Source organism: Rhodoferax sp. RT5P35 (assembly GCF_056521385.1).
In genome coordinates, this window is record NZ_JBWMAX010000003.1 from 181,975 (window position 1) to 208,567 (window position 26,593).

At 59.9% G+C, this 26,593-nt stretch carries 21 protein-coding genes and 1 tRNA gene; 4 read left to right on the forward strand and 18 right to left on the reverse strand.

Annotated features, from left to right (window positions below):
- Position 1 precedes the first annotated feature (1 nt).
- The 3 genes from AC097L_RS05255 to AC097L_RS05265 form a co-directional block, all read right to left on the reverse strand.
- Positions 2-1,012 carry an inorganic phosphate transporter gene (locus tag AC097L_RS05255; protein ID WP_479585121.1) on the reverse strand — a complete coding sequence of 337 codons (1,011 nt, stop codon included), beginning with the start codon at positions 1,010-1,012 and terminating at the stop codon, positions 2-4.
- Positions 1,013-1,025: 13 nt separating this feature from the next.
- Positions 1,026-1,673 (reverse strand): DUF47 domain-containing protein, encoded by a 648-nt coding sequence (locus AC097L_RS05260; RefSeq protein WP_295953565.1) that lies wholly within the window; start codon positions 1,671-1,673, stop codon positions 1,026-1,028.
- A 245-nt stretch (positions 1,674-1,918) separates the two neighbouring features.
- Positions 1,919-2,359: a hypothetical protein gene (locus tag AC097L_RS05265; RefSeq protein WP_479585122.1), complete on the reverse strand. Its 441-nt coding sequence runs from the start codon at positions 2,357-2,359 to the stop codon at positions 1,919-1,921.
- Positions 2,360-2,553: 194 nt separating this feature from the next.
- Here AC097L_RS05265 and AC097L_RS05270 point away from each other — a divergent pair, with 194 nt between their 5' ends.
- Positions 2,554-3,948, forward strand: a complete 1,395-nt coding sequence (locus AC097L_RS05270) for an undecaprenyl-phosphate glucose phosphotransferase (RefSeq protein WP_479585123.1) — start codon at positions 2,554-2,556, stop codon at positions 3,946-3,948.
- A gap of 68 nt (positions 3,949-4,016) precedes the next feature.
- On the opposite strand, the gene AC097L_RS05275 is transcribed toward AC097L_RS05270, so the two are convergent.
- The 6 genes from AC097L_RS05275 to AC097L_RS05300 form a co-directional block, all read right to left on the reverse strand.
- Positions 4,017-4,979 (reverse strand): IS1595 family transposase, encoded by a 963-nt coding sequence (locus AC097L_RS05275; RefSeq protein WP_479585124.1) that lies wholly within the window; start codon positions 4,977-4,979, stop codon positions 4,017-4,019.
- A 98-nt stretch (positions 4,980-5,077) separates the two neighbouring features.
- Entirely contained in the window at positions 5,078-5,545 is a 468-nt protein-coding gene (gene folK / locus AC097L_RS05280; protein ID WP_479585126.1) for a 2-amino-4-hydroxy-6-hydroxymethyldihydropteridine diphosphokinase, read from the reverse strand.
- A complete protein-coding gene (gene pcnB, locus AC097L_RS05285; protein WP_479585128.1) occupies positions 5,538-7,067 on the reverse strand; it encodes a polynucleotide adenylyltransferase PcnB in 1,530 nt (509 codons plus the stop codon). Before pcnB ends, folK begins: the two co-directional genes overlap by 8 nt.
- Positions 7,064-7,738 (reverse strand): histidinol-phosphatase, encoded by a 675-nt coding sequence (locus tag AC097L_RS05290; protein WP_479585471.1) that lies wholly within the window; start codon positions 7,736-7,738, stop codon positions 7,064-7,066. Before AC097L_RS05290 ends, pcnB begins: the two co-directional genes overlap by 4 nt.
- Positions 7,739-7,749: 11 nt before the next feature.
- The gene (gene hda, locus AC097L_RS05295) at positions 7,750-8,421 is read right to left on the reverse strand and encodes a DnaA regulatory inactivator Hda (RefSeq protein WP_479585130.1); all 672 of its coding nucleotides are present in this window, start codon (positions 8,419-8,421) and stop codon (positions 7,750-7,752) included.
- A gap of 12 nt (positions 8,422-8,433) precedes the next feature.
- Positions 8,434-9,504, reverse strand: coding sequence for an AI-2E family transporter (locus AC097L_RS05300; protein WP_479585133.1), 1,071 nt, complete (start codon positions 9,502-9,504; stop codon positions 8,434-8,436).
- Positions 9,505-9,691: 187 nt separating this feature from the next.
- On the opposite strand from AC097L_RS05300, the gene purM reads away from it, so the two are divergent.
- Positions 9,692-10,762 (forward strand): phosphoribosylformylglycinamidine cyclo-ligase, encoded by a 1,071-nt coding sequence (gene purM / locus AC097L_RS05305; RefSeq protein WP_479585138.1) that lies wholly within the window; start codon positions 9,692-9,694, stop codon positions 10,760-10,762.
- Between the two features lie 78 nt (positions 10,763-10,840).
- Positions 10,841-12,097 (forward strand): PilT/PilU family type 4a pilus ATPase, encoded by a 1,257-nt coding sequence (locus AC097L_RS05310; protein ID WP_479585140.1) that lies wholly within the window; start codon positions 10,841-10,843, stop codon positions 12,095-12,097.
- Here the strand turns inward: AC097L_RS05310 and AC097L_RS05315 are convergent.
- Positions 12,094-13,392 carry a hemolysin family protein gene (locus tag AC097L_RS05315; RefSeq protein ID WP_479585143.1) on the reverse strand — a complete coding sequence of 433 codons (1,299 nt, stop codon included), beginning with the start codon at positions 13,390-13,392 and terminating at the stop codon, positions 12,094-12,096. The two genes, AC097L_RS05310 and AC097L_RS05315, sit on opposite strands and share 4 nt — an antisense overlap.
- 23 nt (positions 13,393-13,415) lie before the next feature.
- Between AC097L_RS05315 and AC097L_RS05320 the strand changes: the two genes are divergently transcribed.
- Positions 13,416-14,261 (forward strand): symmetrical bis(5'-nucleosyl)-tetraphosphatase, encoded by an 846-nt coding sequence (locus AC097L_RS05320; RefSeq protein WP_479585148.1) that lies wholly within the window; start codon positions 13,416-13,418, stop codon positions 14,259-14,261.
- Here the strand turns inward: AC097L_RS05320 and AC097L_RS05325 are convergent.
- The 8 genes from AC097L_RS05325 to AC097L_RS05360 form a co-directional block, all read right to left on the reverse strand.
- Positions 14,258-15,712, reverse strand: a complete 1,455-nt coding sequence (locus AC097L_RS05325; protein WP_479585152.1) for a DEAD/DEAH box helicase — start codon at positions 15,710-15,712, stop codon at positions 14,258-14,260. The genes AC097L_RS05320 and AC097L_RS05325 overlap by 4 nt on opposite strands.
- 156 nt (positions 15,713-15,868) lie before the next feature.
- Positions 15,869-18,295 (reverse strand): endopeptidase La, encoded by a 2,427-nt coding sequence (lon, locus tag AC097L_RS05330; protein ID WP_479585157.1) that lies wholly within the window; start codon positions 18,293-18,295, stop codon positions 15,869-15,871.
- 96 nt (positions 18,296-18,391) lie between these two features.
- Complete coding sequence (clpX, locus tag AC097L_RS05335; RefSeq protein ID WP_315189983.1) at positions 18,392-19,657, reverse strand: ATP-dependent Clp protease ATP-binding subunit ClpX; 1,266 nt, start codon at positions 19,655-19,657, stop codon at positions 18,392-18,394.
- 105 nt (positions 19,658-19,762) lie between these two features.
- Positions 19,763-20,410 carry an ATP-dependent Clp endopeptidase proteolytic subunit ClpP gene (gene clpP / locus AC097L_RS05340; protein WP_479585161.1) on the reverse strand — a complete coding sequence of 216 codons (648 nt, stop codon included), beginning with the start codon at positions 20,408-20,410 and terminating at the stop codon, positions 19,763-19,765.
- 178 nt (positions 20,411-20,588) lie between these two features.
- Positions 20,589-21,899: a trigger factor gene (gene tig, locus AC097L_RS05345; RefSeq protein ID WP_479585165.1), complete on the reverse strand. Its 1,311-nt coding sequence runs from the start codon at positions 21,897-21,899 to the stop codon at positions 20,589-20,591.
- Between the two features lie 28 nt (positions 21,900-21,927).
- A tRNA-Leu gene (locus AC097L_RS05350) sits at positions 21,928-22,014 on the reverse strand.
- A gap of 115 nt (positions 22,015-22,129) precedes the next feature.
- Positions 22,130-25,351: an efflux RND transporter permease subunit gene (locus AC097L_RS05355; protein WP_479585168.1), complete on the reverse strand. Its 3,222-nt coding sequence runs from the start codon at positions 25,349-25,351 to the stop codon at positions 22,130-22,132.
- A 7-nt stretch (positions 25,352-25,358) separates the two neighbouring features.
- Positions 25,359-26,486 (reverse strand): efflux RND transporter periplasmic adaptor subunit, encoded by a 1,128-nt coding sequence (locus AC097L_RS05360; protein ID WP_479585472.1) that lies wholly within the window; start codon positions 26,484-26,486, stop codon positions 25,359-25,361.
- Positions 26,487-26,593: the final 107 nt, after the last annotated feature.

A 26,593-nucleotide genomic window follows, 5' to 3' on the forward strand; every position in this document is an offset into this window, starting at 1 on the left:
TTTAAAAAATTTGCAAGCTGAGCCAATAGGCAATAGCAGCCACAAAGGCACTAGCGGGGATGGTGAAAATCCAGGCCCACACAATCGTGCCGGCCACGCCCCAGCGCACCGCGCTGGCCCGCTGGGTAGACCCCACACCCACAATCGCGCCCGTAATCGTGTGCGTTGTGGATACAGGTACGCCCAGGGCGGTCGCCAGGAACAAGGTCAACGCCCCACCCGTTTCAGCACAAAAACCACCCACCGGTTTGAGCTTGGTAATTTTTTGCCCCATGGTCTTCACGATCCGCCAGCCACCAAACATGGTGCCCGCTGCAATCGCGGTGTAACAGCTCACAATAGCCCAGGTAGGCGGAGACGCATCGGTAGAAGCCGAATAGCCGGTGGCAATCAGCAGCATCCAGATGATGCCGATGGTCTTTTGGGCATCGTTACCGCCATGGCCCAGGCTGTAGGCACCCGCGGACACCAATTGCAGGCGGCGGAACCAGCGGTCTACCTTGGACGGCGTGGCGCGTCGCCAAATCCAGGCAACCGCCACCATCATCAGCGAACCCAGCAAGAAGCCCAGCACGGGGGAGATAAAAATAAACGCCACGGTTTTGAGAATGCCGCTGGACACCAGTGCGCTGGAACCCGCCTTGCCCATCACCGCGCCCACGATGCCGCCAATCAGCGCGTGCGACGAACTGCTGGGAATGCCGTAGAACCAGGTCACGAAATTCCAGAAAATCGCCCCGATCAAGGCACCGAACACCACGTGCACATCGATCACACCCGGATCGGCAATTCCCTTACCCACCGTGGCGGCCACGCTCAGGTGAAAGATGAAAATCGCCACAAAATTGAAGAACGCGGCAAATACCACGGCCTGCCCTGGCTTGAGCACGCCCGTGGACACCACCGTGGCGATGGAATTCGCCGCATCGTGGAACCCGTTCATAAAATCGAACAGCAGAGCCAACACCACCAGAACCACCACCACCCACAAACTTATCTGCACCGTTGCCATGAAACGCCCCGGCTCAGGAGTTTTCGAGGACGATGCCCTCGATCACATTGGCCACGTCTTCGCATTTGTCGGTAATGGTTTCCAACAGTTCGTAGATCGCTTTAAGCTTGATGACTTCGCGCACATCCGGCTCTTCTCGGAACAGCTTGCTCATGGCAGAGCGCATCACCCGGTCGGCATCCGACTCAAGACGGTCGATTTCTTCGCAAGTCTTCAAAGCCGCCTCGGCGGTAGCAGGCTCGGCAATCTTGCCCAGCATGTACACCGCATCTTTCAGACGCTCGCAACACTTCACGCTCAAATCAGTCAGGCGGGTGATTTCTTCCGTCATATGGCGTACGTCGTACAAGGCCATGGTCTCGGCTGAATCCTGGATCAGATCGGCCACGTCGTCCATGGTGTTGATCAGCTTATGGATCTGCTCACGGTCGATGGGCGTGATGAAGGTCTTGTGTAAGAGCTTGTTGACATCGTGCGTCACGCGGTCGGCCGCGCTCTCGGCGTTGTCTACGTCACGGTTGTACTGCTCGCGCAGGTACGGATCGTTGTAGTTCGCCACCAACTGCGAAAAAGCCCGCGCTGCTTCGACGATGCGATCCGCATGCTGGTTGAACATTTCGAAAAAATTGCCTTCACGCGGCAATAGCTTGCCAAACAGCATGGCGAACTCCTGATAGGGGGGGGATTGCGTCAGAAATATGACAGAAAGATGACTGCACGGAGTTTAACCGTGCACACCCCCGCCTTGCTAGAAGGCAAACAGAGTGCATTGGCGGTTGCCATTTGGGGCCGCCAAGCGGCAAATCGCAATGGAATCAGCCGCGATAGCGGCTTACGTGAAACGAAAAATCTGTGTCTTCAAGGGGAAGCAAACAGGCGCAGACCAGACAGTCAGCACCAAACGTTTCAACTGCGGATGCGGCGAATGGCGATCAAGCCGACAAGCATTAATCCAGCCAGCCACATACGGGCATCGCCCTGGCCTACATCATCCTGGGCTGATAACTCCGTACCGGTTTTGACCAAAGAAACGTCGGACGAATCGCCAGCGCGGCCCAGCGACACCGGTGAAAAACCCATTTTCACCAATCCCGAGTTTTGCAATGACTGCACCAAGGCATCCATCGCCGCAGTGTCTTTGCTGGTGCCCAGTTGCGCCTGCGCAGTCGGTGCCAACAGCGCTTGGGACTGCAAATTTGTAGCACATGCAGCAGAAATCGACCCGAGGCCCAACACAGTCGCGGCAAAAAAGTGAATGTATTTTTTCATAAACCCCCCCTGGATTGATAAGGACAGAAATGAGGTAGCAAAATTTATGCCGAACCTATGGAAAACCCTGATGCGCATTCTACATTTCCAATAAAAACAGCATGTTGCATTGCAACATATTTTGCAAAACAACTTCGTGTGAAGATGTAACTTTCTTACTATGTAAAGAATATCGACACTCCAGATACATCTTTCAATTCACCCGAGCAGCATTCGTTGGTACATTTAAGTGTATTTTTAAGCCAAAAATATGATCACACATCCAGTTACTCATGATAAACGCTCTTGACAAACAGAAAAACTTTATCCGCCCAAGCTTTACGCTAACCGGTGCGTTTGAAGCTTTTATAGATCCTGTGGTTACCATGGTTACCTTAGCCGCATGTCTGGCTTGGTATGAACATCCGTTTTCAGCGCGCTACATGATCCTGGGGGTGATTGCCTTTTCACTGTCATTTCCGGGCAACATTGGCTTTCATGAGATACCACGGCGCATGGTCCGCAAGTTGTTCACCAACTGGCTGGTTTTCCTGGTGATCTTGGGGGGATTTGGTATTGCTACGGGTTACATGAAAAGCTTTACCCGACCGGTGCTGATTGCTTGGGCCGTGCTGACCCCGTTTGTGCAAATAAGCAGCCACTTTTTTTTACGCTGGGCATTGCCTAAAGCCATCCGCAAAAGCGGCCTGCAACGTCGGGTAGTGATTACCGGTGTCAATGAGGTGGGATTGCGCTTATTGCGCGAATTCCAATCTAATCCTTATCTGAATACCCAGGTGCTCGGTTTTTTTGATGACCGCAGCTCGGAGCGTTTGAACGAATTGGGCAAGGTGCCCTTACTCGGCCGAATGGGTGATTTGGCAAATTACATGAAAGAAAACGATGTCGAAGCTATTTATTTGGCACTACCCATGGCATCGCAGCCACGTATTTTGGGCGTGCTGGATGACCTGAAAGACACTACCGCGTCGATTTATTTTGTGCCTGATATTTTCATGACCGACCTCATCCAAGGCCGCTTGAGCAATGTGGGCCCCATGCCGGTGATGGCCGTCTGCGAAACCCCGTTTAACGGTATGAACGGCATGGTCAAACGGGTCTCAGACGTGCTGATTTCAATGCTCATCTTGCTGCTGGGATCGCCGATCTTTTTGGCGCTGGGTCTGGCCGTAAAACTTACTTCGCCCGGCCCCATCATCTTCAAACAGCGGCGCTACGGTCTGGATGGCAAAGAGATCTTGGTCTACAAGTTTCGCTCCATGACCACCGAAGATAACGGCGCAGTGGTGAAGCAGGCCACCAAAAACGACAGCCGCATCACCCCCTTGGGCAACATTTTGCGCAAGACCTCGCTGGATGAACTGCCGCAGTTTTTCAACGTGTTACAAGGCCGCATGAGCATTGTGGGGCCGCGCCCGCACGCTGTGGCGCACAACGAGACCTACCGCAAGCTGGTCAAAGGCTACATGGTGCGGCACAAGGTGAAGCCAGGCATTACCGGTTGGGCGCAGGTGAGCGGCTACCGGGGCGAAACCGACACCATCGACAAGATGGAAAAGCGCATCGAATACGACCTGGAATACCTGCGCAACTGGTCGCTGGGCTTTGATCTGTGGATCATCGTCAAAACCGTACTGGTAGTTTTGAACGACAAGAAAGCGTATTGAGCCGCTCGCTACAACTTATGTAGCTGTCAGCGCAGGTACCGTCTGCGCTAGAAGCCAATTTGGCCTGATTAGCTACCTGCCTCAGACCACTGAAGATCGCACAGAGGAAGCGGCTTGGTGGTGACAGCCGCGCGCAGCAAGCGCGGCAACATCGCCGGTAAATCAAACCGGCGGTTAAAACGGTAAGCGAACTCGGCCAAATAGCGATGCGCGTACTTGGTATGGTCAAAAGAATGGTAGGTCCCTGCCAGGGATGTTTTCAGATTCCCCAACATCGTGTTGACCCAGCGAAACTCGGGCCGTTTGGCAGACTGCCTGCCGCTGCCCGTCACATGGCGTTCATGGGAGGCGGCCACCTGCGTGACCTGCTTGAAACAATGCAAGCCGTCAGAGACCACATGCGCGGTACTACTCAAACTCTTGGCAGCCCAGGCGATGAGAGCCTCCTTCGTGAAGGCCACGATGGGTGTCAAGCGCATGAAGCGTGGTTTGCCGTCCATGTCGGTTTGCACCGCTGCCACAAAGGCCGATTTGTTCAAGGCACCCCGGCCACCGTTGATGCTGCCCGAGCGCTCACCGCCCAGATACGCATCATCGATCTCCACGCGCCCATCCAGACGGCGTGGTTCCTCTCGCAGACGCATTGTCTCCAGTAGCTTGTGTTTGACTAGCCAGGCGGTCTTGTACGTCACGCCAAGCTGGCGCATGAGCTCCAAAGCGCTGATGGAGTTCTTGCTCTGCGTCAACAGGTACATGGCCAGGAACCAGATGGTCAGAGGCAGCTTGGTGTGCTCAAACACTGTACCGACGATGCTGGAGGACTGGTAGCCGCAGATCAAGCACTCCCACAGTTGGCGACCTGTGCCGTTACGGGTTTGAAACGAGCGGGAACACCCGCAATGCGCACAGCGCCAGCCCTTGGGCCAACGCGAGGCGAACACAGCGCTTTCGCACTGTGCTTCACTGCCGTATTGGCTTTGGAAGTCGTGCATGGACAGGCCGGGCTGGAACTGGATGCGGTTCATAGGCATGGGGCACCTCGCGAGTAACTGTTGATAACTACAGTATTTACGCATCCAGCCCAAATTGCAAGTCGGTCTGAGGCAGGTAGCTAATCAGGCAATTTGGCTTATAACTTCTCAATCACCTGCTCCCGCACAGCTCTGAGCTGTTTGGGGCTGACCAAATGCGGTGCAATCTCGGCCAAGGGACGCAGCACAAAGGCCCGCTGCCACATCCGAGGATGTGGCACTACCAGCGCCGGGCTGTCAATCTGGCCACTGCCAAACAACACCAGGTCCAAATCCAAAGTGCGCGGTGCATTGCGGTAGGGGCGGTTGCGGCCAGCTGAACGCTCTAAAATTTGTAGCTGCTCCAGCAGATGGGGCGCACACAAGCCAGTCAAAACCTCTACAACAGCATTGACATAGTCTGGTCCGTCCGAATCCACTGGCGTGGTCAGGTACAACGCAGAGCGGCGCACCACTTGGGTGTGCGGCAAGCCGTGGATACTTTCCATGGCGGTGCGCACGGTGCCAGCGGCATCGCCCAGGTTGGCACCCAGTGCGATGTAGGCGGTCACTTGCAACTCAGGCATCAGAGCCTGGCGCGGCAGCTCCACCGGCACTGGGCTTGCGGCGGCGACGGCGCTTTTTGGGTATGGCATCGGGATCGGTCTGCGGTGCAGCGTCTGCGGATGCAGCGGCGCCGGCCACGGGCACAACACGCGGCACGCGCACCGGCTTTTGACGGCGGGCCTGCTCTTCGCGGGCTTGGGCCAGCAGGTCTTCGCGCTGGTCGTCGCTGCCGGTGGTGAATTCTTGCCACCAGTCGGCAATGATTTGCTCGACTTCCCCGGCATCGGCGCGCAACCGCATGAAATCGAAAGCAGCCCGGAAGCGCGGCTGGTCAATCATGCCGTAAGGGCCGCTGCCGGCGCGCTTCTCGAAGCGGGGTTGCATCAGCCAGGTTTCGCGCATGTCCCCGGCCAGGCGGCCCCGGCCAGACACGTCGCCGATGCGGGCGTTGAACACGTCTTCCACTGCGTCTTGCAGCGCCGCAAACGAGGGCTGATGGCCTGAACGGGCAGCCCAGCTGTCGCGCACATCGGCCCACAGCACGCAGGCTAGCAAGAAGCTGGGCGCGACCGGTTTGCCCTCGCCGACACGGCGGTCGGTGTCTTGCAGTGCGGCCAGCACAAACGGCTGGTCGGCGCGCTCCACCACCACATCCAGCAGCGGGTAGATGCCGGTAGCCATGCCCAGCTTGCGCAGTTGGGCGATGGTGGCCACGGCGTGGCCGGTTTGCAGCAACTTGAGCATTTCGTCGAACAAGCGGCTTTGCGGCACGTCGGCCAGCAACTTTTGCGAATTCACCAGCGGAGCGGCGGTTTTGGGCTCCAGCGTAAAGCCCAGCGGGCCCAATTTGGCGGCGAAACGCACGGCACGGATGATGCGCACCGGGTCTTCGCGGTAGCGCGTGGCGGGGTCGCCGATCATGCGGATGGTGTGGTTTTTGCTGTCCTTCAGGCCACCGTGGTAGTCCACCACAATCTGGCTTTTGGGATCGTAGTACATGGCGTTGATGGTGAAGTCGCGGCGGACCGCGTCTTCTTCCTGCGGGCCCCAGACGTTGTCGCGCAGGACGCGGCCACTGGAATCCACCGCGTGCTTCATATTGGCCAGCTCGCTCTTGCTGGTGCGCTCGTTGCCCGCCACCTGCTCGGCGGCGGCGTTGTCCATGTAGGCACGGAAGGTGGAGACTTCGATGACTTCGTTCTCGCGGCCCCGGCCATACACCACGTGCACGATGCGAAAGCGCCGTCCGATGATGAAGGCGCGGCGGAACAGGCCTTTGACCTGCTCGGGCGTGGCGTTGGTGGCCACGTCGAAGTCTTTGGGGCGCAGGCCGACCAGCAGGTCGCGCACCGCACCGCCCACGATGTAGGCCTCAAAACCCGCTTGCTGCAGGGTGCTGACCACGTTCAAAGCGCGCTCGTCCACCAAGTTGGGGTCGATGCCGTGCTCGGATACAGGGATTTCGACGCGTTTGCCAAACTTGGGCTTTTTGGCGGCGGCAGGCTTTTTGCCGAGAATTTTGTCGATGAATGTCTTGATCATGGTTGCTTTGTAAACAAGTCCAGTATGCGCCATCCACGCTGGGTGGCGATGGCGCGCAAACGCTCGTCGGGATTGGTGGCAACGGGGTGCTGGACTCTTTCCAGCAGGGCCAGGTCGTTGATGGAGTCGGAGTAGAAGGTGGCTTCAACATCTTGCCAGCCCAAATCGCGTGCGGCCAGCCAGTCTTGAACGCGGGTGATCTTGCCTTCACGGAACGAGGGCACACCCTGGATCTGGCCGGTGATCCAGCCGTCGGCACCCTGCTGCAGGTCTACCGCGATGAGTTCAGCTACGCCCAGGGCATCGGCAATCGGGCGGGTGACGAAGGCGTTGGTGGCGGTGACGATGATGACCTGGTCGCCCGCATCCTGGTGTTGTTTCAACAAATCGCGCGCCACGGGTTGTATGGCCGGAATGATCACCGTGCGCATAAAGTCTGCGTGAGCAGCTATGGATTTTGCAGCACCTTGCTGGCGCGCAGCCTCGGTAGCAAACAAAACGTATTCCACGATGTCCAGCGTACCGTCCTTGTAGTGGGCGTAGAAATAGTCGTTGCGCTGCTTGAACACCTGCGGGTCGGTCCAGCCGATGGCGGTGGTGAACTCGCCCCAGGCGTAGTCAGAATCCAAAGGCAGCAAGGTATGGTCCAGGTCGAACAGGGCCAGCTTCATGGGGGTCACTTTCAAATCGTCTCCAGCATGGATTTAACCAAAGGGATGGTGATGGCGCGCTGGGTTTGCAGAGCGTAGCGGTCCAGGTGCTCCAGCAATTGCATCAGGCTGCCCAGGTCGCGGCTAAAGCGGCGCAGCAGGTAGTCCACCACCTCGGCGCTCAAAGTCACGCCACGGGCCTGCGCCTCCTGGCCCAGCACGGTGCGCAGCTCGGCCTCGCTCAGCAATTGCAAGGCAAACACGTTGCCGCCGCCCAGGCGGGTGCGCAGATCTTCGCGCAACTGCAGATCGGCCGGGGGAACGTCGCCAGCACCCAGCACCCAGCAACTGCAGGTTTGTGCGTTGACAAACCATTTGAACGCCATGTGCTGCTGCGCCGGGTTGTACAGGTGCACGTCGTCTAACAGCACTGCGGCCCAGGTGTCGTCGAATTCCGGGGGCTCGTAGACGCTGGGGTCCATCCAGCCCACGCGTGCGGCCTGCACCCGGTAGGCCTCGCGCACGGCGCGCAGCATATGGGTTTTACCGGTGGCGGGGCCGCCCCACAGGTAGGTTTGCAACGGGCGACCGGTACCGACCACAGACTGGTGCACATGCTGCAAGGCAGCCGCGTTGGGGCCGCCAAAAAAGTTGGCCAGCGTTGGGCTGGTGCCCAGACCGATGTCCAATACCAGTTGCTGCATGCCTATCTCTGCCTAGCCTTGGTAAAGCCGACTGGCCATATAGCTGTCGCGCACGCCGCGTATGGCGACCAGCAGCACGGCGCTGGCGGGCAAGGCCACCAGAATGCCGACAAAGCCAAACACCTGGCCAAACGCCAGCAGGGCAAAAATCACCGCCAGCGGGTGCAAGCCAATGCGCTCGCCCACCAGCCGCGGCGTGAGAAACAGGCTTTCGATGAACTGGCCTATGCCAAACACCACGGCCACCATCACCAGCGCCTTGATGGACGCAAATTGCAGCAACCCGGCCAGCGCTGCCAGCACCAGGCCCACGCCAAAGCCCAGGTAGGGCACAAACATGGCCAACCCGGTGAACAGGCCAATCGGCAAACCCAGGTCCAGCCCAAACAGCGACAGGCCGATGGCATAGAAGGCCGCCATGATCAGCATCACCAACAGCTGGCCGCGCAGGTACTGGCCCAGCACTTCATCGGCCTCGTCCACAAAGCTGTCAAAACCCGGGCGCACGCGGGTGGGCACCAGCGACACCAGTTGGGCGATGAAGCGGTCCCAGTCCATCAGCAAATAAAATAACGCCACGGGTATCAGCACCAGATTGCCCAGTACCGCCATGGCCAGGCTGCCCCCGAGCTGGACCGACGACAGCAAGGAGCCAAATGCCACCTCGAAGTTGGCATTGAGGTACTTGAACACAAAGGCTTTGATGCTCACCGGGTCCAGCGCCACCTTGACCCCCAGTTGGGCCAGCAGCGGCTTGAGCCAGCCGGTCAGGCTGTCCAGCAGTAGCGGCAACTGCTCGCGCATCAGCGGTGCTTCTTTGAACAGGATGGGCACGATCAGCAACGCAATCGCTAACAGCACCACGATGAACAACAGCTCCACCACAGCCACCGCCAGTACACGCGGCACACGACCCCGACACAGGCTGTCGAGCCGGTCCACCAGCGGTGTGAGCATGTAGGCCAGCACGGCCGCAACAGCAAACGGAGTCAGCACCGGCCCCAGCAGCCACAGGGCAAGCACGGCCACGGCGGCAATCGAGAACCAGGCCAGGGCCCGCCTTTGGGTAGAGGTAAATTGCATCGGGTGGAGGATGTAAGGGTCAGAGAGGGATGGAAACAGGGATTCGGGCGGATGGAGCGGCACACAGCCAGCCCTTAAAATCCGTGCAAATTGTAGAGGGCTACGCAGGTAAATCCCGCTGACCCTGATATCTGGGCTGTTTTACTGCCCTTCACCCCATCATTTACCCCGCGTGAACGCCCCGACCATGACCTCTTCCCACACCGCCCCCCTCTCCTACAAAGACGCGGGGGTCGATATCGACGCAGGCGACGCGCTGGTCGAGCGCATCAAACCCTTGGCTAAAAAAACCATGCGCGAAGGCGTGCTGGCCGGGATTGGCGGCTTTGGCGCGCTGTTTGAAGTGCCCAAGCGCTACAAAGAGCCGGTGCTGGTCAGCGGAACCGACGGCGTGGGCACCAAGCTGCGCCTGGCGTTTGAGTGGAACATGCACGACACCGTGGGTATCGACCTGGTGGCCATGAGCGTCAACGACGTGCTGGTACAAGGTGCCGAGCCGCTGTTTTTTCTGGACTACTTTGCCTGCGGCAAGCTGGACGTAGACACCGCTGCGGCGGTGGTGGGCGGCATCGCCAAGGGATGCGAACTGAGCGGCTGCGCGCTGATCGGCGGCGAAACCGCGGAAATGCCCGGCATGTACCCCGCGGGTGAGTACGACCTGGCAGGTTTTGCCGTCGGTGCTGTCGAAAAGTCCAAGATTCTGACGGGCCGCGACATTCAGCCCGGTGACGTAGTGCTAGGCCTGGCCAGCAGCGGCGTGCATTCCAACGGCTTCAGCCTGGTGCGCAAGTGCATAGAGCGCGCTGGTGATGCGGCCCCCGCCACGCTGGACGGCAAATCCTTCAAACAGGCCCTGATGGAGCCGACCCGCCTGTATGTGAAGAACGTGCTGGCCGCGCTGGCCGAGCACCCGCATTCGGAAGATGCCGCCTCGCCCGGCGGCATCAAAGCCCTGGCCCACATCACCGGCGGCGGCCTGCTGGAGAACATTCCCCGGGTGTTGCCCGAGGGCACGGCGGCGCACCTGGTCAAGGGCAGCTGGCCGCAGACAGAGCTGTTTGCCTGGCTGCAAAAGACCGCCGGTATCGACGACTTTGAGATGAACCGCACCTTCAATAACGGCATCGGCATGGTGGTGGTGGTGGACGCAGCCGTAGCAGCGGCCACCGCACAGACCTTGCGCGGCCTGGGCGAGTCGGTATTCGAGATTGGTGCCATCGGCATGCGCGGCAACGGCGCGGCTGTCGTCGTAGCATAAATTTATAAGAAATAGGCCTCTAGCGCATATTCCATCTGCACTAGTAGCTATATAAATAATAGCAAATCAAGATCTACCATGTCCGCACTCACCGAAGACCAGGCCCGCAGCTACATGCACAAGCTGCTGGCGGCGATGCACCAGGCGGGTGGCTCGGACCTGTTTATCGCCACCGACTTTGCCCCCAGCATGAAGGCGCACGGCGAGATGAAACCGCTGTCCGCCCAAAAGCTCAGCGGCGACGTGACCCGCATGCTGGCCCAGGCGATGATGAATGCGCGGCAAAACGCCGAGTTCGCCAAGGAGATGGAATGCAACTTCGCCATGGCGCTGCCGGGCGTGGCGCGGTTTCGGGTGAACGTGTTTGTGCAGCAGCAAAACGTCAGCATGGTGATCCGCACCATTGCCGCCGAGATCCCCAGCTTTGCCACCCTGGCCCTGCCCGAGGTGCTGAAGGAAGTCATCATGCACAAGCGCGGGCTGGTGCTGGTGGTGGGCGGCACGGGCTCGGGCAAATCCACGTCCCTGGCGGCCATGATCGACCACCGCAACAGCAGCTCGGGCGGCCACATCATCACCGTGGAAGACCCGGTGGAGTACGTGCACACCTCCAAAATGTCGCTGGTCAGCCACCGCGAGGTGGGGGTGGACACGCATTCCTGGCACCACGCGCTGAAAAACACCTTGCGCCAGGCCCCGGACGTGATTTTGATCGGCGAAATCCGCGACCCGCAGACCATGGAGCACGCTATTGCCTTTGCCGAAACCGGCCACCTGTGCCTGGCCACGCTGCACGCTAACAGCGCCAACCAGGCGCTGGACCGCATCATCAACTTTTTCCCCGAAGAGCGACGCAACCAACTGCTGATGGATTTGTCGGCCAACCTGCGTGGCATCGTGTCGCAGCGGCTGGTGCGCACCGAAGACGGCAAGGGCCGCCGCGCCGCGGTAGAGATTTTGCTCAACACGCCGCTGGTGGCCGACCGCATCTTCAAAGGCCAGTTTGCCGACCTCAAAGCCTTGATGGAGAAGTCGCGCGAACTCGGCATGCGCACCTTCGACTGGGCGCTGTTCGAGCTGTACAACGAGGGCCAGATTTCCTACGAAGAAGCCCTGCGCAACGCCGACTCCGCCAACGAACTGCGCCTGAACATGAAGCTGAAAAGCGCCCGGGGCGAACCCGCCAGCGCAGGCGGCATGGAATTGACGTTTGACAAGGCACTGACGGCCGAAGAAGTCGAAGCCATTCGCGCCGAAGAACTGCTCAAGCAGCAGCAAAAACGCCGCCAACTGGAAGACGAGCAACTGTCCCGGCTGCGCCAGGCAAAAACCTAGTCTGCGGTAGCTAAGGCGGTGGCCAGCACCTTGTCGATGCGCTTGCCGTCCAGGTCCACCACTTCAAACACCCACCCTGCGCACTCGATGCGCTCGGCCGTGGCCAGCATGCGGCCCGACACCGACATCAGCAGCCCCGCCACGGTGTTGTAGCGGCCTCGGTCTTCTTCGGGCAGGTCTTTGATGTCCAGGCGCGACTTGAGCTCGTTGACCGGCATCAGCCCGTCCAGCAGCCAGGAGCCGTCTTCGCGCTGGGTGGCCCAGGCATCGGCCTGCGCACCGGGCTGCAGCTCGCCGGTGATGGCCTCCAGCAGGTCGCGCGGAGTCATCAGGCCCTGCACCACGCCGTATTCATCCACCACAAACACCATGCGGCCCGATTTGGCGCGAAACTGCTCCAGCAGCTCCATGCCGCTCAAGGTTTCGGGCAAAAACGCGGCGGGCAGCGCGTGCGGCTCCACCGGGCCGGGCAGATCGGCCCCCAACTCCAGCAGGCGGCCCACGCTGATCACACCCACCACATCGTCCAACGAGCCCCGGCACACGGGGTACCAGGAGTGCGAGCCCTTGGCAGCGCTGCTGCTGGCCTCTTGCAGGCACTGCGCCACGGTATGCGAGGCATCCATCCATTCCACGTCGGTACGTGGCACCATCAGCGAGGTCAGGGGCCGTTCGTCCAGGCGGAAGACGTTTTGCACCATCTGGTGCTCGTGCTCCTCGATCACGCCTGCGTCCACGCCCTCCTCCAGGCTGGCCACAATTTCTTCTTCGGTGACAGCCCGGCCCGCCGCATTGTCGATGCGCAGCAGCTTCAGCACGGCATGGGTGCTGAACGACAGCAGGCGCACAAAGGGTTTGGCACCAGAGGCCACATAGGTCATGGGGCGCGACACGTGGCGCGCCACCAGCTCAGGGTACAGCTGGCCGATGCGTTTGGGCACCAGCTCGCCAAATACGATGGTGATGAAGGTGATGGCCGTGACCACAATCACTGTGGCCGACACATCGGCTGCGCCATGCGCCACGCCCCAATGCTGCAGCCAGGCCGAAACACCGTCGCTGAACGCGGCTTCGCCCAAAATGCCGTTGACCATACCGATCGAGGTGATGCCCACCTGCACCGAAGACAAGAATTGGGTGGGATTGTCCAGCAGCGCCAGCGCCGCTTTGGCCCCCTTGTCCCCCGATTCGGCCATGGCCGTCAGCCGCGCCTTGCGGCTGGAAGCCAGCGCCAGCTCCGACATCGAAAACACACCGTTGAGCAAGGTCAACAGCAAAATCAGCAATAAATCCATGGACCAGAGGTGAAAATAAACACATGGCACTTTACTTGATTGGCGATTTGCAGGGCTGCGATGGCCCGCTGCAACGGCTTTTGGACCGGTTGGACTTCTCGCCTAGCCGCGACACGATTTATCTGCTGGGCGATTTGGTGAACCGGGGACCGTCTTCTCTGGCGGTGCTGCGCCGCCTGATGGCCTATGGCGATGCCGCCCGCTGCCTGCTGGGCAACCACGACCTGCATTTGCTGGCTGCCGCCCAGGGCATACGCCCCACGCACCGCCTGGACACGCTAGAAGGCATCCTGCAGGCTCCAGACCGCGCCGCGCTGCTCGACTGGCTACGCCAACAGCGCCTGGCCATGCGCGAGACGCTGGAGGGCCAGGACATTTTGATGGTGCACGCTGGTGTGCTGCCCAGTTGGAGCGCGGCGCAGACCATGGCCTTGGCAGGCGAAGTGGAGACGGTGCTACGCGGCTCCCACTTGGCGGCATTTCTAGGCCAGATGTACGGGAATACCCCATCGCAGTGGAGCGAGACTTTGCAAGGCGCAGACCGGCTTCGGGTGATCGTGAACGCACTCACCCGGCTGCGCTTTTGCACCGCAGACGGGGTGATGGAATTTGATAGCAAGGAAGGCGCGGGCATCCGCCCCGAGGGTTACCTGCCGTGGTTTGACGTGCCAGGCAGACAAACCGCCACCATGGCCGTCGCCTTTGGCCATTGGTCCACGCTGGGCTGGTTGGGCCGCAGCGACGTGCTGTCGCTGGACACCGGCTGTGTGTGGGGCGGTGCGCTCAGTGCGCTGAAGGTCGGGGCCAGCCCGGCGGCCAACGAACTTATCCAGGTGCGCTGCGAACAGGCGCAGCGCCCCGGAAATTAGGCCGCTACAGGCTGGGCGACGGCCTTGAACAAGGCCGCAACTTTGCGCTTGGGTTTGATGTTGGCCGAGATCCCGCGCACCGTGGCATGTTTGGCCGCAGCTTCCCAGTTGGGTGCCACGGCAGCCGCAGGTGCTTCGTAGGGTTTGTCAAAGAATGGGTCGCGCGGCGCGCTGTGGCGCTGCTGCGGGGCGCGAGGAGCCGGGCGCGGCGCGTCGATCACATCGCGTGGATCGTCACCACCCCAGGCGCGGCGACCGTCGTTGATACGGCCTTGCTCGCGGATCTTGGGGGTGTCTTCTTCGAACTCCATGGGTTCGAGTTCGATCTTGGTCTTGATCAGCTTTTCGATATCGGCTACCAGGCGCGCATCGCTGCCCGCCACAAAGCTCACCGCCAAGCCAGATGCGCCGGCGCGGCCGGTGCGGCCAATGCGGTGCACATAGTCTTCGGCATTGAAGGGCACGTCGAAATTGAACACCGCAGGTACGTCCTTGATGTCTAGACCGCGGGCGGCCACATCGGTACACACCAGCAGGTCTACTTCGCCTTTTTTGAAGGAGTCAAGGGCCTTTAAACGCTCGTCCTGGCTTTTGTCGCCATGCAAGGCGGTGGTTTTCAGGCCTTCTTTTTCCAGCGAACGGGCCAAGCGGGCGCAGCCCAGCTTGCTGTTTACAAACACAAAGGCCTGCTTCATACCACGCGACTTGAGCACCTGGTGCAGGGCACGGCGCTTGTCGTCGGCGTTGACGCTGTAGAAATGCTGCTCCACCGTGGAGGCGGTGGCGTTGGAGCGGGCCACTTCGATGGTGACCGGGTCTTGCAGATAGCTGCTGGCCAAGCGCTTGATTTCGGGCGAGAACGTGGCCGAAAACAGCAAGGTGGTGCGCTGCTTGGGCAGGTAGCTCAGGATGCGCTGCAGGTCGGGCAAAAAGCCGATGTCGAGCATGCGGTCGGCTTCGTCCAGCACCACGTACTCCACCTGGTTCAGCACCGCGTTCTTGGCTTCGATATGGTCCAGCAGGCGGCCTGGTGTGGCGACCAGGATCTCCACACCTTTTTTCAGCTCCAGCGTCTGTGGCTTCATGTCCATGCCGCCAAACACCACGGCACTGCGCAGGTTGGTGTGCTTGGCATACGACTTGACGGCCTGGGCCACCTGGTCGGCCAGCTCGCGCGTGGGTAGCAGCACCAGGGCGCGCACCGGATGGCGGGCGGGCGAGGTAGAGGCGTTTTCATGCTTGAGCATGCGTTGCAGCAAGGGCAGCGAGAAAGCCGCTGTTTTGCCGGTGCCGGTCTGGGCAGCGCCCATCACGTCACGCCCTTGCAACACCACCGGAATGGCTTGCGCCTGGATGGGTGTCATTGCCGTGTAGCCCATGTCGGCCACAGCACGTGACAGGGGTTCTGCAAGCTGCAGCTGCGAGAAAGAATCCAGGGGGGTATCGCTCATCAAATCCGGAAGGGTTGTGGCTATTCAAACAATAGCAAATTGCACCCACGTGGCGTGGGTAAACCCCGATTATCTCTGAAATTGCAAAACCGGGCCTAAAACGACCGAAGGCCGATGGAGCCAACGCCCCATCGGCCTTCCGTTTGAGCCAGCGGATCAGTGCTTGACCGCGACTGCAGGTGCGGCCACCGCAGCATCCAGCGCCACAGGGGCCGCTACCACCGGCTCTTCGTCCGGCAACGGCTGGGGCATGCGCTCCAAGGCCACTTCCAGCACCTGGTCGATCCATTTCACCGGAATAATTTCCAAGCCGTTTTTGACATTCTCAGGAATATCCTGCAAGTCTTTGGCATTTTCTTCGGGAATCAGCACCGTCTTGATGCCGCCGCGCAAAGCGGCCAGCAGCTTTTCTTTCAGTCCACCAATCGCCGTGACTTCACCGCGCAGGGTGATTTCGCCCGTCATGGCCACATCGCCGCGCACCGGAATGCCGGTCAGGGCCGATACAAAGGCCGTGGTCATGGCCGCACCCGCGCTGGGACCGTCCTTGGGCGTGGCGCCATCGGGCACGTGGATGTGAATGTCCTTTTTCTCGAACACTTCGTCCTTGATGCCCAGGCGCTTGGAACGGCTGCGCACCACGGTACGGGCCGCTTCTACCGACTCTTTCATCACGTCGCCCAGCGAACCGGTGCGGGTGATCACGCCCTTGCCAGGCATGATGGCTGCCTCGATGGTGAGCAAATCGCCACCGACCTCGGTCCAGGCCAAACCCACCACCTGGCCGATCTGGTTTTGCTGCTCGGCACGGCCATAGCTGTACTTTTGCACGCCCAAATAGTCATTCAGGTTGTCGGCCGTGACCTTCACCTGCGGCACCATTTCTTTGAGCAGCAAACCCTTGACCACCTTGCGGCAAATCTTGGAGAGTTCGCGTTCCAGCGAGCGCACACCGGCTTCACGGGTGTAGTAACGCACGATGTCGCGCACCGCCTCAAAGCTCACCAGCAGTTCGGACTCGGCCAGGCCGTTGTTCTTCAACTGCTTGGGCAACAGGTATTTGACAGCGATGTTGGTCTTTTCGTCTTCGGTGTAGCCCGACAGACGGATCACTTCCATACGGTCCAGCAGGGCCGAAGGAATGTTCATCGAGTTCGAGGTGGCGACAAACATCACGTCACTCAGATCGAAGTCCACTTCCACGTAGTGGTCACCAAAGGTGTGGTTTTGCTCGGGGTCTAGCACTTCCAGCAGCGCACTTGACGGGTCGCCGCGGAAATCCGTGCCGAGTTTGTCGATTTCATCCAACAAAAACAGCGGATTGCGGGTGCCTATCTTGCTCAAGCTTTGCAGCACCTTGCCCGGCAACGCACCGATGTAGGTACGGCGGTGGCCGCGAATCTCGGCCTCGTCGCGCATACCGCCCAGGGCCATGCGCACGTACTTGCGCCCGGTGGCCTTGGCAATCGACTGGCCCAGCGAGGTTTTACCCACGCCTGGAGGACCCACCAGGCACAAAATGGGTGCCTTGACTTTGTCCACGCGCTGCTGCACCGCCAGATATTCCAGAATGCGGTCCTTAACCTTGTCCAGCCCAAAATGGTCCTCGTTGAGCACGCCTTCGGCATTGCGCAGGTCGTGCTTGATCTTGGTTTTCTTGCTCCACGGCAAACCGGTGAGCACGTCGATGTAGTTGCGCACCACCGTGGCTTCGGCAGACATGGGCGACATAAGCTTGAGCTTTTTGAGTTCGCTCTCGGCCTTTTTCAGGGCTTCTTTCGACATCTTGGCGAGTTTGATCTTTTTCTCAATCTCGTCGATGTCTGCGCCCTCTTCGCCTTCACCCAGCTCTTTCTGAATCGCCTTGACCTGCTCGTTCAAGTAAAAGTCGCGCTGGTTTTTCTCCATCTGGCGCTTGACGCGGCCACGGATTTTTTTGTCGACATTCAGGATGTCTACTTCGCGCTCTAGCTGGCCATACAGGTTCTCCAGGCGCTCGCGCACGTCGGACAAGTCCAGCACCACCTGCTTGCTGTCGAGCTTGAGCGGCAAATGGGCGGCAATGGTGTCGGCCAGACGACCGGGGTCGTCAATGCTGGAGATCGAAGTCAGGATCTCGGGCGGTATCTTCTTGTTGAGTTTGACGTACTGGTCAAACTGCTGCATCACGGCGCGGCGCAGGGCTTCGATTTCGGTGGTCTTCTGCACCGGCGCAGCCGCTACTACCGGTGTGGTGTTGGCCGTGAAATGCGATTCACCGTCGTCGATGTGGTTGACGCGGGCGCGTTGCTGGCCTTCGACCAGCACCTTGACCGTGCCGTCCGGCAGCTTCAGCATCTGCAAAATCGTGGAGATGCAGCCGACATCGAACATGTCGGACACCGAAGGCTCGTCCTTGGCTGCGGCCTTTTGGGCCACCAGCATGATGCGGCGGTCAGACTCCATCGCGGCTTCCAGCGCCTTGATGCTCTTGGGCCGCCCCACGAACAGGGGAATCACCATATGGGGGAAGACCACCACATCGCGCAGAGGCAGCAGGGGCAGGTCGAGGGGTTCGGCAGGTAGTGGAGTGTGTCCGGACATGAAGATCCTTTGAGTAACCTGTTGAATATGGACTTCGAGCGGTAATTTTCAACCTGCCCCGCTCCTTATTTTGCAGCGGGGCTAAGTTGACTCCTGTCAGGCCTTCTTGGCGGCTTCGCGGTACACCAGCAGTGGCGGCTTGTTTTCGTCAATTGTCGACTCGTCCACCACCACTTTATCCACATTGTGGTTGGTGGGCAGATCGAACATGGTGTCGATCAAGGACAGCTCCAGTATCGAGCGCAAGCCGCGCGCGCCAGTCTTGCGGGCCAGCGCCTTTTTGGCGATGGCTTTGAGGGCCGACGGACGGATTTCCAGGTCCACACCTTCCATGGCCAGCAGCTTGCTGTACTGCTTGACCAGGGCGTTCTTCGGCTCGGTCAGAATCTGCACCAACGCATCTTCGCTGAGCTCGGCCAGGGTGGCGACCACCGGCATGCGGCCCACCAGCTCGGGAATCAGGCCAAACTTGATCAGATCTTCGGGTTCGACATCGCGGAACACCTCGGTCAGGCTGCGCTGCGCCTTGCTTTTGACGGCAGCGCCAAAGCCGATGCCCGACGATTCGGTGCGGTTGCCGATAACTTTTTCCAGCCCCGAGAACGCGCCACCCAAAATGAAGAGGATGTTGGTGGTATCAACCTGCAAGAAGTCCTGGTTCGGGTGCTTGCGCCCGCCCTGGGGCGGCACGCTGGCCATGGTGCCTTCGATCAGCTTGAGCAAGGCCTGCTGCACGCCCTCGCCCGACACGTCGCGGGTGATGGAGGGGTTGTCTGACTTGCGTGAGATTTTGTCGATCTCATCGATATAGACAATGCCGCGCTGGGCCCGCTCGACTTCGTAGTTGCAGCTTTGCAGCAGCTTGGCGACGATATTCTCCACGTCTTCCCCCACGTAACCGGCTTCGGTCAGGGTGGTGGCATCGGCCATCACAAAGGGCACGTCCAGCATACGGGCCAGGGTCTGGGCCAGCAGAGTTTTGCCGGAACCGGTAGGGCCAATCAAGAGGATGTTGCTTTTAGTCAGCTCGATCTCGTCCTTTTTGGCGGTTTCCTTGTGGCGCAGGCGCTTGTAGTGGTTGTACACGGCCACCGCCAGGGTGCGCTTGGCGACCTCTTGGCCAATGACGTAATTGTCTAAATTATTCTTGATGTCTACCGGGGTGGGCAGCGCAGCACCGGCATCGCGGGCTTCGGTCCCAGCGGGCAGCTCGTCACGGATGATGTCATTGCACAGGTCAATGCATTCATCGCAAATAAACACCGAAGGCCCTGCAATCAGCTTTTTCACTTCGTGCTGGCTTTTGCCGCAGAAGGAGCAGTACAGGGTTTTTTCGCTGGAGGAGCCTTTTTTCTCGGCCATGGGAGGAATGCCTTTTCAGTCGTTACTGAATGATAACCAAATAAAAACGGCGCTTTCTGTTGCAGAAAACGCCGTTATGGGGTGTTAACCCGTCTATTTTCAGGTTTAGGAACGTTTGGAGATGACCTGGTCTACCAAGCCGTATTCTTTCGCTTCATTGGCGGACAACCAGTAGTCGCGCTCCATGTCACGCGCAATTTTCTCTACGGATTGGCCGGTGCGCTCGGCGTAGATCTTGTTGAGCTGCTCACGCGTCTTCAGAATTTCCCGGGCCGAAATCTCAATGTCGCTGGCCATGCCGCGCGCGCCACCCGAGGGCTGGTGGATCATGACGCTGGAGTTGGGCAGAGCAAAACGCTTACCTTTCGCACCGGCGGCCAACAAGAAAGAGCCCATGCTGGCCGACATACCCGTGCACAGCGTGGACACATCGGGTTTGATGAAGTTCATGGTGTCGAAAATTGCCAAACCTGCGCTGACGGAGCCACCGGGCGAATTGATGTAGAGCGAAATGTCTTTGTCCGGGTTTTCGCTTTCCAGGAAGAGCAACTGGGCCACCACCAGATTGGCCATGTAGTCTTCTACCGGGCCCACCAGGAAAATCACGCGCTCTTTCAGCAGACGCGAGTAGATGTCATAAGAGCGCTCGCCACGACCGGACTGCTCAATCACCATGGGCACCAGTCCCAGGGCCTCGGTTTGCAATGAATCGTAAGCGCCGAACGGGATGCTGTCAGCTTGGTTTCTGTACATGGGGTGACTCCGAAGTTTGAACAGATGTTATAGGACTTACGCGGCGCCCCAGTACCGCCCTGCGGGCTTACAGAGGGAACTTGCGTAAGTCCTGTGTTACTTTAAACAAAACAAATGGGGCTGGTACGCGGGAGTTCAATCCACACACCAACCCCATTGTTTTAAAAATACAAAACCTTCAGTTTTGACCCATCAGTTCGTCAAAGGCAACCGCTTTTTCTACCACTTGGGCTTTGCCCAGAACGAATTCGGTGACATTGCTTTCGATCACGATGGCTTCGACTTCGGCCAGGCGCTGGTTGTCGCTGTAATACCAGCGAACCACGTCGGTGGGCTTTTCGTAGCTGGCAGCCAACTCTTCAATGTGGGCCTTGATTTGCTCGGTGGTGGCTTGCAGTGCATTGCTGCGCACCAACTCGGCCACGACCAGACCCAGGCGCACGCGGCGCTCGGCCTGTGGGCGGAAAATGTCGTCGGGAATCGGAGCCTTGTCCGCATCCTTGATGCCACGCTGCTTCAAATCAGCACGTGCACCTTCGACCAGGCGGTTCAGTTCGGTTTGCACGCTGGAGTTGGGCAAATCAAGTTCCGACTTGGACACCAAAGCGTCCATGGCGGCCTGCTTGTTGCGAGCCAGCACGCGGAACTTGACTTCACGCTCCAGGTTTTTGCGGATGTCGGCACGCAGGCCTTCGACCGTAGCGTCGGCAATGCCGAGCGACTTGGCCAGGGCCTCGTCCACGGCGGGCAGGTGGGCGGCTTCGATCTTCTTCACGGTGACCATGAAGTCAGCTTGCTTGCCAGCCACGTCTTTGCCGTGGTAGTCGGCCGGGAATGCCAGCGGGAAGGTGCGGCTTTCGCCGGACTTCATGCCACGCACGGCATCTTCGAATTCTTTCAGCATCTGGCCTTCGCCAACCAGGAACTGGAAGGCTTCGGCCTTGCCGCCTTCGAAGGTTTCGCCGTCGATCTTGCCTTCGAAGTCCACCGTCACGCGGTCACCGTCTTCGGCAGCAGCTTCGAGCGCGCGCTGGGCGAAGGTACGGCGTTGCTTGCGCAGGATTTCGACCGTCTTGTCTATTGCGCCGTCGTCCACCGCAGCGGTGATTTTTTCGACTTCGGCAGTGCCCAGGTCACCGATCTTGACATCGGGGAAAACTTCGAAAATCGCGTCAAAAGCCATTTGGCCTTCGGGCGAGGATTCATTTTCGCTGATGCGAGGCTGGCCGGCGACACGCAGCTTGGCTTCGTTGGCGGCCACGGCAAAAGCCTCGCCCACCTTGTCGTTCATGACTTCGTAGTGGACCGAATAGCCGTAGCGCTGGGCAACCACGTTCATGGGCACTTTGCCTGGGCGGAAGCCGTCCATCTTGACGGTGCGGGCCATCTTCTTGAGACGGGTAGCCACTTCGTTCTGGATCACATCCACAGGCAGGGACAGCGTAATTTTGCGTTCCAGCTTTTCAAGGGTTTCAACAGTAACTGCCATCTTGGTCTCGGTCTCGTATAAAAAAGTGTGGTGCGCGGGGGGGGACTCGAACCCCCACATCCTTGCGGACGTCAGGACCTAAACCTGGTGCGTCTACCAATTTCGCCACCCGCGCAGATTCAGAACTAACAAACGGTCTTGGGGTGACCCCAAGACCGTTTGTGTGAAATCGGTCAGCCCGCTATTTTAGCGTGCCCGCAGACCCGATTTCGTACGGGCTAACCTGGGCCTCAATGCGAGTCGCGCCGGACCCGGAACCAGGCGGCGTACATGGCGGGCAAGGCCAGCAGGGTCAGCACCGTAGCCACGATCAGGCCGCCCATGATGGCCACGGCCATCGGCCCCCAGAACACCGAGCGCGACAACGGGATCATGGCCAGCACCGCCGCTGCCGCCGTTAGCACAATCGGGCGCAAACGCCCCACGGCCGACTCCACGATCGCGTCCCAGGTGGGCACGCCCCGGGCGCGTTCGTGCTCGATCTGGTCAATCAGGATCACCGAATTGCGCTGAATCATGCCCATCAGTGCAATTACACCCAACAGCGCCACAAAGCCAAACGGGCGGCCCAGCAAGATCAACGCTCCCGCAACCCCGGCTATGCCCAACGGGCCGGTCAAAAACACCAGCATAGCCCGGCTGAAACTTTGCAGTTGCAGCATCAGCAAGGTGAAGGTGAGGAACAACATGATGGGGATGCCCGCAGCGATGGACTCCGATCCTTTGCTGCTTTCTTCCACCGCACCAGCGACCTGGATGCTGTAGGCACCCAGCCCCTTGGCAGCCCACTGGGCTTCCAGCGCCTTTAGGGTGGGCAACAGCTCATTGGTGACGGTAGCGCCTTGCAGACCCTCGGTAATATCGCTCTGCACCGTGATGGCGTAGTCGCGGTTTTCACGCCACATGACGCCGGGCTCCCAGTCAAACACCGGCTTGGCGATTTGCAGCAGCGGAATCGAACGGCCGGTGGACGTAGGCAGGTAAGCGTTGGCAATGTCGGTAATCTGGCTGCGTTCATCCAGCGGCTGGCGCAACACAATGTTGATCAGCTTGTCGTTCTCCCGGAACTGACCGACGGTGGTGCCGTTCAAAATCACCTTGGCAGCCTGCGCAATCGACTGGCTGGTGACGCCCAGTGCGCGGGCTTTGGCCTGGTCTACTTCCAACCGCATGACCTTCACCGACTCGTTCCAGTTGTCGTTCACACCCCGGGTATTGGGGCTCTGGCGCATCACGGCTTTCACCTCATCGGCCCGCAAACGCAGCATGGCCGGGTCGCTTCCCACCACCCGGAACTGCACGGGGTACGCCACCGGTGGCCCATTGGGCAACAGCTTGACGCGACCACGCACCTCGGGAAATTCACTGGCCAGCAATGCCGGCAGCCTGACCCGCAAAGTCTCCCGCTGCTTCAAATCCTTGGACACCACGATGAACTGGGTCACATTGGTCTGGGGAAATACCTGGTCCAGCGGCAAATAGAACCGGGGAACCCCCGACCCCACCCAGGCCGTGACGCTACTCACAGCGGACTCCTGCATCAAACGGGCCTCTACCCGCTTGGCAGTGGCCTCGTTGGCCTGGAACGACGTACCCTCCGGGAACCAGATGTCCACCATGATTTCAGGTCGACTGGAGTCGGGGAAGAACTGCTGCTGCACCTTGCCCATGCCCACAATGCCCAGCGCAAAAATCAACAAAGTGATGGCGATCGTGGTCCAGCGGTGCAGCACGCACCAGCCCACCAGGCGGCGGAAGCGGTTGTAAAACGGCGTGTTGAAGGTTTCATGCCCGTGGGCCGCCATATCGGACTTCTCGGCCTTCTCGGCCTGCCCGCCATGCCCGCTCTCCTGCAGCACCTTGGCATGCGGCGGCGCTTTCAGCAGCAGCACCCCCAGGTAGGGCACAAAGTACACCGACACAATCCAGCTCAGCAGCAGGGCCAGCACCGTCACGGCAAAAATCGCAAACGTGTATTCGCCGGTGATCGACTTGGCGATACCGATGGGCAGAAAGCCCGCGGCCGTGATCAGCGTACCGGTCAGCATCGGCATGGCGGTGATTTCGTAGGCGAAAGTGGCAGCACGCACCTTGTCGTAGCCCTCTTCCATTTTGCGCACCATCATTTCCACGGCGATGATGGCATCGTCCACCAGCAGGCCCAAGGCAATGATCAACGAGCCCAGCGAAATCTTGTGCAATCCGATGCCCCAGTACCACATGCCCAAAAAGGTCACGCCCAGCACCAGCGGAATCGTGATGCCCACCACCAGACCGGGCCGCATGTCCAGCGTGTAGCTACGCCAAAATGGATTTTTACCGGGGCGCTTGTGCAGGCCCAGGCTGACAAAACTCACCACCAGCACAATCACCACCGCCTCGATCAGCACGTGGACAAATTCATTGACCGACGTGGTGACCGACTTGGGCTGGTCTTGCACCTGCACCAGCTTGACGCCGGCCGGCAGACTTTTACCGATGCGCACAGACAAGGCATCCATCGCCTTGCCGAGCGCGATGATGTCGCCCCCCTTGGCCATCGACACCCCCACCGCAATCACCTCCTTGCCCTGGTGGCGTACTTTGACGGTGGGTGGATCGACGTAACCCCGGGTGATGGTGGAGATATCGCCCAGGCGCAGCTGCCCGCCCCCGGCGGCGGTAGCCGAACTCTTCAAAGGCATGGCCGCCAACTGCTCCACCGCTTCAAACTGCCCTGCTACCCGCACCTGCACCACGTCCAGCGGTGTCTGCACCGTTCCGCCGCTCTCCACCGCGTTTTGCTGGCCGATTTGCGCCAGCACCTGGTTGATGTCCAAGCCCATCTGGGACAAGCGCTTCTGCGAAAGCTCGATATAGACGGCCTCGTCCTGCACGCCAAAAAGTTCTACCTTGGCCACGTCGGGCACCCGCAGCAACTGCTGGCGCACGTCGTCGGCAAACACCTTCAGCTCGGCGTTGCTGAAGCCGTCTGACTCCAGCGCGTAAATCACACCATACACATCGCCGAAATCGTCGTTGAAAAACGGCCCTTGCACGCCCGACGGCAGGGTGTAGGCGATATCGCCGATTTTCTTGCGCACAACGTACCAAAGGTTGGCCACATCGCTGCTTTTGCTGGAGTCCTTGATCTGGAAAATGATCTGCGACTCGCCGGGCTTGGAGTAGCTGCGGATCTTGTCCGCATACGGCACCTCTTGCAGCGTACGCTCCAGTTTGTCCGTCACCTGCTCGGCCACTTGCTGGGCCGTAGCGCCCGGCCAATAGGTGCGCAGCACCATGGCGCGGAACGTGAACGGAGGGTCTTCGTCCTGCCCGAGCTGGAAGTAGGCGGCGAAGCCCATCACCATCAGCACCACCATCAGGTAGCGGGTCAGCGCCGGATGCTCCAGCGCCCATTGGGAAAGATTAAAGCCCGGCTTGGGCTGGTCAGGGGTATGGGGTTGCATCATCTCAAGCTCACTGGGCCACAGACGCGGGCTTGGCGGCGGGAGGCGCTACTGTATCTATAGCATTCGGCGTAGATTTTGTCTGCGCAGGGGTCGTTTTTGGCCTGTAAAAACTCACTTTTTGCCCGGGTGACAACACATGCACGCCTGCGGACACCACCAGCATGCCCGGCTGCAAACCGCTGGCAACCACCGCGTCATTGCCATCGGCCGTGGCAATCACCACCGGCTGCGACTTCACGGTCATGCTGCCCGGATCCACCACCCATACAGCGGTAGCCCCGTTCGCCTCTTGCTTGAGCGCGCTGGTGGGCAGCTTGATGACTGGCAGGCCCGCCAGACTTAAGGACTGCGGCACTACATAGACCGTGGTTCCCAGCTTGGGGGCCATCGCGGGGTCAATCGCTACCTTCACCTGGAAGGTCCGCGTCACTGGGTCGGCGCTGGCGGCTACCTCGCGCACCTTGCCTTGCAGTTTGGTGGTGCTGGCCCAGACCCGCACTTCCACGTCCGACCCCAGCGTGACAGCTGCCACCCGGTCTTCGGGCACCACAAACACCACGTCCCGCGCCCCGTCTCGGGCCACCCGCACCACCGGTGTCCCTGCCGCCACGACCTGGCCAGGTTCGGCGGCAATGGCGGTCACCACGCCGGCCACATCCGACACCAGCCGCGTATACGTCGCCTGGTTTCCCTGGGACGCGAGTTGCGCCTGCGCCTGCTGCACCTGGGCCTGGGCCGACTTGAGGGCGCTGTCGCGCTGCTCCAGCTGGGCACTGCTGATGAAGTTCTGCTCTTTCAGTTCTTTATAGCGCTTGTAGTCAGCATCGGCCAGATCGCGGTTGGTAGCCGCCGAGGCTAGTTGCGCACGGGCCGCGTCGGCGGCCAGCTTGTAGTCTTGCGGATCGAGTTGGGCCAGCACCTGGCCCACCTTGACGCGCTGGCCCAGCTCGGCCTGGCGCTGGATGATCTTGCCCGCCACCCGAAAACCCAGCGCCGACTCGGTCTGCGCCTGCACTTCACCGGCAAACTCCTGGGATGCCTGCAGGCCGCTGGGGGCGACCGTTAGCACCTTGACAGCACGGATGGGCTCGGGCGCAGGCTCTGGCTTGGAACATGCCGCCAACACGGCGACCATCCCGACACAGCACACGCTGGCACGAAACAGGGGACGCACGCTGGGCGGCAAAAAGAAATAATGTGACATAGCAAGCCTAAGAAAATAGGACTGGCGCAGTGTCCGCA

Coding starts and splice junctions, on each gene's coding strand:
- clpX (WP_315189983.1), bottom strand. CDS start 19,657: ATGGCCGAGAAAAAAGGCTCCTCCAGCGAAAAAACCCTGTACTGCTCC.
- AC097L_RS05320 (WP_479585148.1), top strand. CDS start 13,416: ATGGCACTTTACTTGATTGGCGATTTGCAGGGCTGCGATGGCCCGCTG.
- clpP (WP_479585161.1), bottom strand. CDS start 20,410: ATGTACAGAAACCAAGCTGACAGCATCCCGTTCGGCGCTTACGATTCA.
- hda (WP_479585130.1), bottom strand. CDS start 8,421: ATGCAGCAACTGGTATTGGACATCGGTCTGGGCACCAGCCCAACGCTG.
- AC097L_RS05270 (WP_479585123.1), top strand. CDS start 2,554: ATGATAAACGCTCTTGACAAACAGAAAAACTTTATCCGCCCAAGCTTT.
- purM (WP_479585138.1), top strand. CDS start 9,692: ATGACCTCTTCCCACACCGCCCCCCTCTCCTACAAAGACGCGGGGGTC.
- AC097L_RS05325 (WP_479585152.1), bottom strand. CDS start 15,712: ATGAGCGATACCCCCCTGGATTCTTTCTCGCAGCTGCAGCTTGCAGAA.
- folK (WP_479585126.1), bottom strand. CDS start 5,545: ATGCCTGAGTTGCAAGTGACCGCCTACATCGCACTGGGTGCCAACCTG.
- tig (WP_479585165.1), bottom strand. CDS start 21,899: ATGGCAGTTACTGTTGAAACCCTTGAAAAGCTGGAACGCAAAATTACG.
- pcnB (WP_479585128.1), bottom strand. CDS start 7,067: ATGATCAAGACATTCATCGACAAAATTCTCGGCAAAAAGCCTGCCGCC.
- AC097L_RS05300 (WP_479585133.1), bottom strand. CDS start 9,504: ATGCAATTTACCTCTACCCAAAGGCGGGCCCTGGCCTGGTTCTCGATT.
- lon (WP_479585157.1), bottom strand. CDS start 18,295: ATGTCCGGACACACTCCACTACCTGCCGAACCCCTCGACCTGCCCCTG.
- AC097L_RS05310 (WP_479585140.1), top strand. CDS start 10,841: ATGTCCGCACTCACCGAAGACCAGGCCCGCAGCTACATGCACAAGCTG.
- AC097L_RS05265 (WP_479585122.1), bottom strand. CDS start 2,359: ATGCGCATCAGGGTTTTCCATAGGTTCGGCATAAATTTTGCTACCTCA.
- AC097L_RS05360 (WP_479585472.1), bottom strand. CDS start 26,486: ATGGTCGCCGTGTTGGCGGCATGTTCCAAGCCAGAGCCTGCGCCCGAG.
- AC097L_RS05260 (WP_295953565.1), bottom strand. CDS start 1,673: ATGCTGTTTGGCAAGCTATTGCCGCGTGAAGGCAATTTTTTCGAAATG.
- AC097L_RS05315 (WP_479585143.1), bottom strand. CDS start 13,392: ATGGATTTATTGCTGATTTTGCTGTTGACCTTGCTCAACGGTGTGTTT.
- AC097L_RS05290 (WP_479585471.1), bottom strand. CDS start 7,738: ATGAAGCTGGCCCTGTTCGACCTGGACCATACCTTGCTGCCTTTGGAT.
- AC097L_RS05275 (WP_479585124.1), bottom strand. CDS start 4,979: ATGCCTATGAACCGCATCCAGTTCCAGCCCGGCCTGTCCATGCACGAC.
- AC097L_RS05355 (WP_479585168.1), bottom strand. CDS start 25,351: ATGATGCAACCCCATACCCCTGACCAGCCCAAGCCGGGCTTTAATCTT.
- AC097L_RS05255 (WP_479585121.1), bottom strand. CDS start 1,012: ATGGCAACGGTGCAGATAAGTTTGTGGGTGGTGGTGGTTCTGGTGGTG.